Raw genomic sequence first — 5,900 nt, 5'->3', positions numbered from 1 at the left:
TCCGAGGGGCGGTCGGTGGCGATGGCATGCAAATAGGGCTCGGCGTCGCTGTGCTGGCCATCGATCCACACCCCGGCCCACATGCCCCAGCAGGCTTGCCAGGTGAGCGCCTGTTCGGCGCACCACGCTCGGGCCGGGCAACTCAAGCATTGAGCCAGGGTGTCGCGGCGCTGGCGCCGGTCGAACCAGCGGTCTGGATCACCTTGGCAGGGCAGGCTTTTCGCCGACGGCGATGGGGGAGGGGCTACCGCGGCGCTCATCGGGTACCCCCGCGGTAGCGGCGCAGCCGAGCACGCTCGCGGATGTCGTCGAGGACTTGTTGGGCTGCTTGGCGCCCAGGGCCGGCGAGGGCGGCTCGTCCAGCCTGGCGGGCTTGGCGGTTGGGTTCTCGGGCGGCCAGCTGCGCGGCGACCCGGGCGCGGGCTTGGTTGAATTCTTCTTGCTCGCGGGCCTCGTCGTAAGCCGAGGGGCGCTGCCTCAGATCGCCGTGGGCGGCCAGCATGGCGCCGAGCAACCCGATCGGCTTGTGCGGGCTGTCGGGCACCCAGTGGCCGGTACCGATCCAGTCTTGGATCAACGTGTTGATGTCCCTCGGTGTCCATCCGTGCTGAGCCGGTTGGGACAGCAGACGGGCCCAGGGGGTGCCGGTGTGGTACCGGCGGGCCCACGGCGGGCTTTGCTGGTTGCGGATCCACTTGTTTGCCAAGGCGAGGCCCCTGACATCAGGGCTGGTGCGCCGCGTAGCGGCGCTGCTACCGGCGCTGTGGCGCCGGGTGAGGGTGGTGAGAACTGATTGAGGTGAGTGTTTTTGATTAACAAGCGACCCTGCGGGATGGGGTGACAGCGTCTGGATACGGCAGTCGTGCAGGGCCCACACTGAGGCCCAGCCGCGGCCGTTATCCCCAACTCGCCAACTGGCGAACCGTTCGGCTCTGGTGCGCAATCGGCCCCGCATGACTTCGGTGGCGACCCCGAGCAGTCGCAGCGCCGTGGAGGCGCGCTGTACGGTCCGCACCGACAGACCGGTCATCTGGGCGAGTTGGTCGTTGGTGGGCCGACAGTCGCGCCCCGTGCGGTGATCGGCGAACGAAGCACGTGCTTCAGCCACGGCGACAAGGGATTTGAGGCTCACCGGGTTGTGCGGCATGACGGGTCGCACGCGGCTGTCGTAGTGGCGCAGGTAGGCCTGGGGGACGGTGGCGTGTGCCCAGCGCCGCGCCCGGCCGCTCCAGCAGGGGATGGCAGCCCAGGGCGCCTCGAGGTCCAAGACGATGGGCGGAATGCGGTCGAAGCAGGGGGCGCCGGCGCGCTGAATCCAACGCGGTGCGGTCCGGGCGGTTCCCCGGCGCCGCGCGAACGGACTGCTGCCCCGGTAGGGATGGACGACGATGTGAGTAGATCCACGAGGAGCGGTGCCTAGACCGTGCGCAGGGTGTGCGCTACCGTGGAATGCGTCTTTCATGACGATTCCCTTCAAGGTGGGGGTTTTCGCGAAAGCGCCATCTCGGTTCGAGCGGCAACTCGAACCGGCTGCCCTCGGCCTTCGGGCCGGGGGTTTTCGCTGTTTGCGGCGCCTGTTACGCGGTGGGTGTGGCGTTATGCAGTTGTGAGGATGTGTCCAGAGGTGCGGCGCGCGGGCCGCGGTGGCTGCGGGTCCTTTCGGTAGGTCGGGTCAGCTGCTAACCGCTGGCGGATATCCGCCGCGTACTCGGGCGGGCGGATATCCGCCCTGGCTTAGGATGCCGCACAACGCCAACAACGCCGGGGTGACACGCCGCAACACCAGTCACAGCTGTCACCACTGGCGCGTTCGCGCCAGCTCGCAGCGGCCGAGCGCGGGGGAGCGGTCGTGGGTGATCGACACGCCGGTCGGGGGTCGGCCCCTTGGTCGATAGCGGGCCGTTGTGGACGGTGACGCTGCGGCGTAACGACGCCAGCGTGCAGGGGCCCGGAAACCAGGGTGAGGGCCAGCGGGTAGGCGGGAGCAGCGAGCTGAATCATGAGGCGATGGCCTCCCGGTAGCGGGCGAGTTGTCGCTGCAGCGAGTCAACCTTCATACCGAGGCGACGTGCGATGACGAATTCGTCGTGCACGCCCAGGTCACGAAGTTCGCGATAACGCTCGGCGAAACCGATATGTGTGCCGCCGTTCCCCGCGGGATGGGCGGCGGGGTCGTCGATCGAGTCTTCATCCCAGGCCAGCGGGGGGGCCCAGCCCAGTTTGCGGGCCAGGCCGCGAGCGGGCTGAGAGGGTCCCGGGGTCATTTCCAACCGGTCAAACAGACCGGTGACCGCCTGGGCGGTCGCCATCGGCACGCGGTCGCGCTCCCCGAACAGCGCATAGATGTGCCGCGACGCCAGGCCGAGCTCACGGCTCAACAGGTGCGGGGTGTAGCCGATCGCGATGAGAGCGCGCAGCCGGCGAGCTGTTCCGGTGGCTGCGGTAAAAGCTCCGTCAGCGACGGCGGTCTGCGGGGTGGGGGGTAGGGCTACGGTCAGGATCTTGGCGGCGGTGCTCGACAACAGCCGCACGGTCGGTCCGGTGCGCTTGTCCATGATGATTTGCACTGTGCTGGGCGAGACGCCGGACAGCTTGGCGATCTGCCTATCTGGCATGCCGGCCTGTCGCAGCGTCGCAATGTGGCTGCGTACGGATTGGGCACCGACGTATTGGTATTCCCCGTGCGGGAAGCTGGTCTGGTTGCGGGGACCGGCTCGGTGTGCGGCTCGTGCGGTGGCGGTGAGGCCAAAGGCATTGGCGGGCATCATGGTTGCCGTTCACTCGCCGAGAATTGCCGGCAGCCAGCTGCGGTCTCAGTGCCCGGCGGGGGCGAGGGCTGTAGGGTCGGCCAGATGGCGCGGCGGTGGCCGTCTGTGTGCCAGGAGCAGGCCATGCCGCCGTCGCGGATCGGGGCTTCACACACTTGGGTGTGGTGCCAGGGGCAGCCGCGGTCGTAGCACAGCACGGCGGCTTGAAGGCTCGGGTGTACTGGCGCGTCGAGGCTGATGGTCCCGGTGATGCCGTGGTAGTGCAGCGCGCAAATAGGGATTCCCAGCCGGGCGAGCTCACTTGCCAGAACGGGTAATTCATTGGGGGGCAGCGCATTCAACGGCGGGCTGGACGCACCGACCCCCCAGTGCACGGTGAGCAGGTCGACGACGATGAGCGGGTTTCCGTCGCCGCTGACAGGAACGAAACGCAACGCGCGATCGGCGGTGGCGATCTTGGCGCCGCGACGCTCCACCAGGGCATCAGCGGGTTGTTCGGTGGCGTAAAGCCAGCGCAGACCGGCGCGCAGCGCAGTTTCAAGAACTGGTCGGGCGGGGGTGAGGATGGCGGTCATGTCGACCTCCTGGGAAAGAAAAGCCGATGGTCGAGGGTGGCTTGTTGCGCCAGAGCTGGGTGAGAATGCAACCCCAGATAACGCCTGGGCCGCGGCGCGTTCCGGCTAGGGGATGACGGGCTGGTCGGCGTAACCGGCGTAGGCGGCCAGCGATTGGAGTTGACGCAGCGCGAACGTCCGCGCTCGGCCTTCTTTGGGGACGTCGACCCCGGCGACCAACCCCTCGATGCCCGGCGTGTGCAGGGCCTCGTTTGCGCACAACCAGCGGCGGGGGCAGCCCCGGCAGAGGGCCTTGAGCGTGGGGTCATTGCCACCGTCGGCCCAGCGATCTGGGTCGGCCACGCAGGGTGTGGTGATTAGGACTGGCGGTGGTTCCAACATTGCGGTCACGGTCGCTCCTCCCACTTAGCGTTGTCACTAGATGGGCGGTAACGTTAGCGCGCTAACGTAAGCATCGCAAGCATTGCGTAAGCGCTAACCCGAGTAGCATAAGCGTAAGTCGTAAGCAGCAAACATAATCAGCCGGCTCGACGTGTCCGTGACCAGGTCTATGGGTATGCCCCAGACAACCGTTACACTGAGCCGATGCACGACGATGCGGACACGGTCGGCGTGGCTCGCGCCGGTGCGGCGTTCGCTGCCCGTCGCGCGGAATTAGGCATTTCACAGCGCCAATTAGCAAAACAGGGGATCATCGGCGCACCCAACCTGATCGCTTTCGAAAAGGGCCGGTCGTGGCCGCGTGAACGCACCCGGGCCAAGCTTGAACGCGTGGTGGACTGGCCCCCCGGCACGCTGACAAAGCTCTATGCCGACGGGGCCCATATCGTAAGCGGCGCTATTGAACCTGGGAGGAGCGATTCAGATCCGACCTCGGTGATTACGGATGCGGTGACCGTTGCCGTCGACCAAGTGCTGGCCTCCGCGGATGGCCTGCCCGATGACGCAGACCCTAGTTTCGGCGAACGGGTGCGCCGGGTGCTTGCCGATCTGCGCACCTTGGAAGCGGTCACCGCACGCGCGGTGCGCAGCAGCCAGGGCTCACCGGAGGTGATTAAGGCGCTGCGGCGGATCCGCCAGCAATACAGCGATCTCATGGTGCGCGCGGCCGCGGCCCCGGGCGCCACGTTGGGCCAGCGCCTCTACACCGCACGCACCGCAGCCGCGCTAAGCGTCTCCGAAGCCGCCGGCGCGTTGGATCTGACTCCCGAGGTGGTGGTGGCCGCCGAATCCGAGCAGCCGGTCACCGAGGACGACCAACGCCGTATCGAGAAGCTGATCGCCGAACTCACCGACAGCACGTAGACGAGCTCACTGCGCGGCCCAATGTCGCGGCCGCGGGTTCCGTTGCTTGGTGGGCACCGTCCACCAGTGGCTGCAGCCGGACTCAGTGATCACGAAGAAATTGGGCCCCGCTGCTCGTTCCCGGATGGGCCTTGAGACTCTGATTACGTCCGCGGATCATGTTCGGGCTCAACGGGTGCTGCCATGTCAAGAAGGTGGCGCAAATTCGCCGAGTCGACGCTATAGCGGTAGCCATCAAGCCAATCCCGAAGTCTGTCGATCAGGGGGAGCGGGAGCACGGCTGGGCCCGAGTGCGTCGTCTTAAGCAGGGCCACAATCGCGGCGTAGGCGTTCCCGGCACCGATCGCGGCGTAGATTGCTGCCCGGTGGTCGGGCGAAAGCCGCGGGCTGACCGTGTCGGCGAGCTCCCAGGCCAGCTCAGACTCGGCCCAATCCTGCACGCTGACATTGTCCCGCACAGCGCGCGGGTGCGCTGACCTCAGGCGACGTGCCCGGTGGTCACACCGTGTTTGAGCGCGGCGATCGCGCCGTCAAACAGCGCCCGAACGCTGAGCGGGTTGGCCTCGTTGTTGAAGTCACACAGCATGGTCGCCGGCGGTAGCGCAGCGCAGCGCAGCGCAGCGACGAGAAGGTGTACGGCACCGCCATGCCCGCATGGCGCCACGTTCCCCGAGGCAGTGGTAGATGTCGCGCGAGAAGCCCGGTTCCAGTGCCGGTCAGCGATCTTTGCGGCGGCGGTCAAGACGTCGACGAGGCTGGCCACGAGCGGCTCAGGCCGGGGGCCTCCGCAGGTGTGTCAGCGAGCCGACTCCATGGTTGATCGCGGTGCCGGCCATGGTGTAGGCGGCAATCAGCAGGCCGGCAAGGTCATCGAGGGACTTTCCGGCGCTGTCTTGGCTGGGCACGGTGACGTTGGGTCCGCAGATTCCACACGCGAGCCCCCTGAGGACACCGCGGTGATGCGCCCTCGCTGGAGGTCTTCGCGGTGCTCGGCGACGATCTGGGCCATGGTTGGTTCCTTCCGGTTGCTAGTGCTGTGAGTGCGCGGCTGGCGCGGCCTGCTGGTAGTCGTGGTCGATGATGCGCGACCGCGGTCAACACATCACATGCTTGGTGCACCCGCATGCTTGGATCGTGTTGGCGCGCAGGGCTATTGCCGTGCGCGAAATTGTGCAAGCCGCGCCAGACGGAGGGCCCTATAATTCGCGTGCCCCGCACGACGCCGAAATGGTGCCGGGGGTGGGGTGTGGGG

7 protein-coding genes are annotated in these 5,900 nt (G+C 67.2%); 1 reads left to right on the top strand and 6 read right to left on the bottom strand.

The window, feature by feature from the left end:
* The 5 genes from HMPREF0591_RS31195 to HMPREF0591_RS21125 all read right to left on the bottom strand — a co-directional run.
* Positions 1 to 260: WhiB family transcriptional regulator (locus HMPREF0591_RS31195; protein WP_208857789.1), on the bottom strand; the 260-nt coding region annotated here is incomplete at its 3' end.
* Positions 257 to 706 carry a hypothetical protein gene (locus HMPREF0591_RS34025; RefSeq protein WP_244269039.1) on the bottom strand — a complete coding sequence of 150 codons (450 nt, stop codon included), beginning with the start codon at positions 704 to 706 and terminating at the stop codon, positions 257 to 259. The genes HMPREF0591_RS34025 and HMPREF0591_RS31195, both read right to left, overlap by 4 nt.
* A gap of 1,291 nt (positions 707 to 1,997) precedes the next feature.
* A complete protein-coding gene (locus HMPREF0591_RS30385; protein ID WP_341860212.1) occupies positions 1,998 to 2,765 on the bottom strand; it encodes a helix-turn-helix domain-containing protein in 768 nt (255 codons plus the stop codon).
* Positions 2,765 to 3,343: a hypothetical protein gene (locus tag HMPREF0591_RS21130; RefSeq protein ID WP_007170672.1), complete on the bottom strand. Its 579-nt coding sequence runs from the start codon at positions 3,341 to 3,343 to the stop codon at positions 2,765 to 2,767. The genes HMPREF0591_RS30385 and HMPREF0591_RS21130 overlap by 1 nt, the downstream gene beginning before the upstream one ends.
* A gap of 105 nt (positions 3,344 to 3,448) precedes the next feature.
* Positions 3,449 to 3,685 (bottom strand): transcription factor WhiB, encoded by a 237-nt coding sequence (locus HMPREF0591_RS21125; protein WP_425270225.1) that lies wholly within the window; start codon positions 3,683 to 3,685, stop codon positions 3,449 to 3,451.
* A gap of 243 nt (positions 3,686 to 3,928) precedes the next feature.
* On the opposite strand from HMPREF0591_RS21125, the gene HMPREF0591_RS21120 reads away from it, so the two are divergent.
* Positions 3,929 to 4,648, top strand: coding sequence for a helix-turn-helix domain-containing protein (locus HMPREF0591_RS21120; protein WP_007170670.1), 720 nt, complete (start codon positions 3,929 to 3,931; stop codon positions 4,646 to 4,648).
* 143 nt (positions 4,649 to 4,791) lie between these two features.
* Here the strand turns inward: HMPREF0591_RS21120 and HMPREF0591_RS21115 are convergent, their stop codons facing one another.
* On the bottom strand, positions 4,792 to 5,088 hold the full coding sequence (locus tag HMPREF0591_RS21115) for a hypothetical protein (protein WP_157137529.1): 297 nt from the start codon (positions 5,086 to 5,088) through the stop codon (positions 4,792 to 4,794).
* Positions 5,089 to 5,900 lie beyond the last annotated feature (812 nt).

The organism is Mycobacterium parascrofulaceum ATCC BAA-614, assembly GCF_000164135.1.
In the GTDB taxonomy this organism is placed as follows: domain Bacteria; phylum Actinomycetota; class Actinomycetes; order Mycobacteriales; family Mycobacteriaceae; genus Mycobacterium; species Mycobacterium parascrofulaceum.
This window is presented reverse-complemented; position numbering and strand designations above follow the sequence as displayed.

Coding starts and splice junctions, on each gene's coding strand:
- HMPREF0591_RS21130 (WP_007170672.1), bottom strand. CDS start 3,343: ATGACCGCCATCCTCACCCCCGCCCGACCAGTTCTTGAAACTGCGCTG.
- HMPREF0591_RS21120 (WP_007170670.1), top strand. CDS start 3,929: ATGCACGACGATGCGGACACGGTCGGCGTGGCTCGCGCCGGTGCGGCG.
- HMPREF0591_RS30385 (WP_341860212.1), bottom strand. CDS start 2,765: ATGCCCGCCAATGCCTTTGGCCTCACCGCCACCGCACGAGCCGCACAC.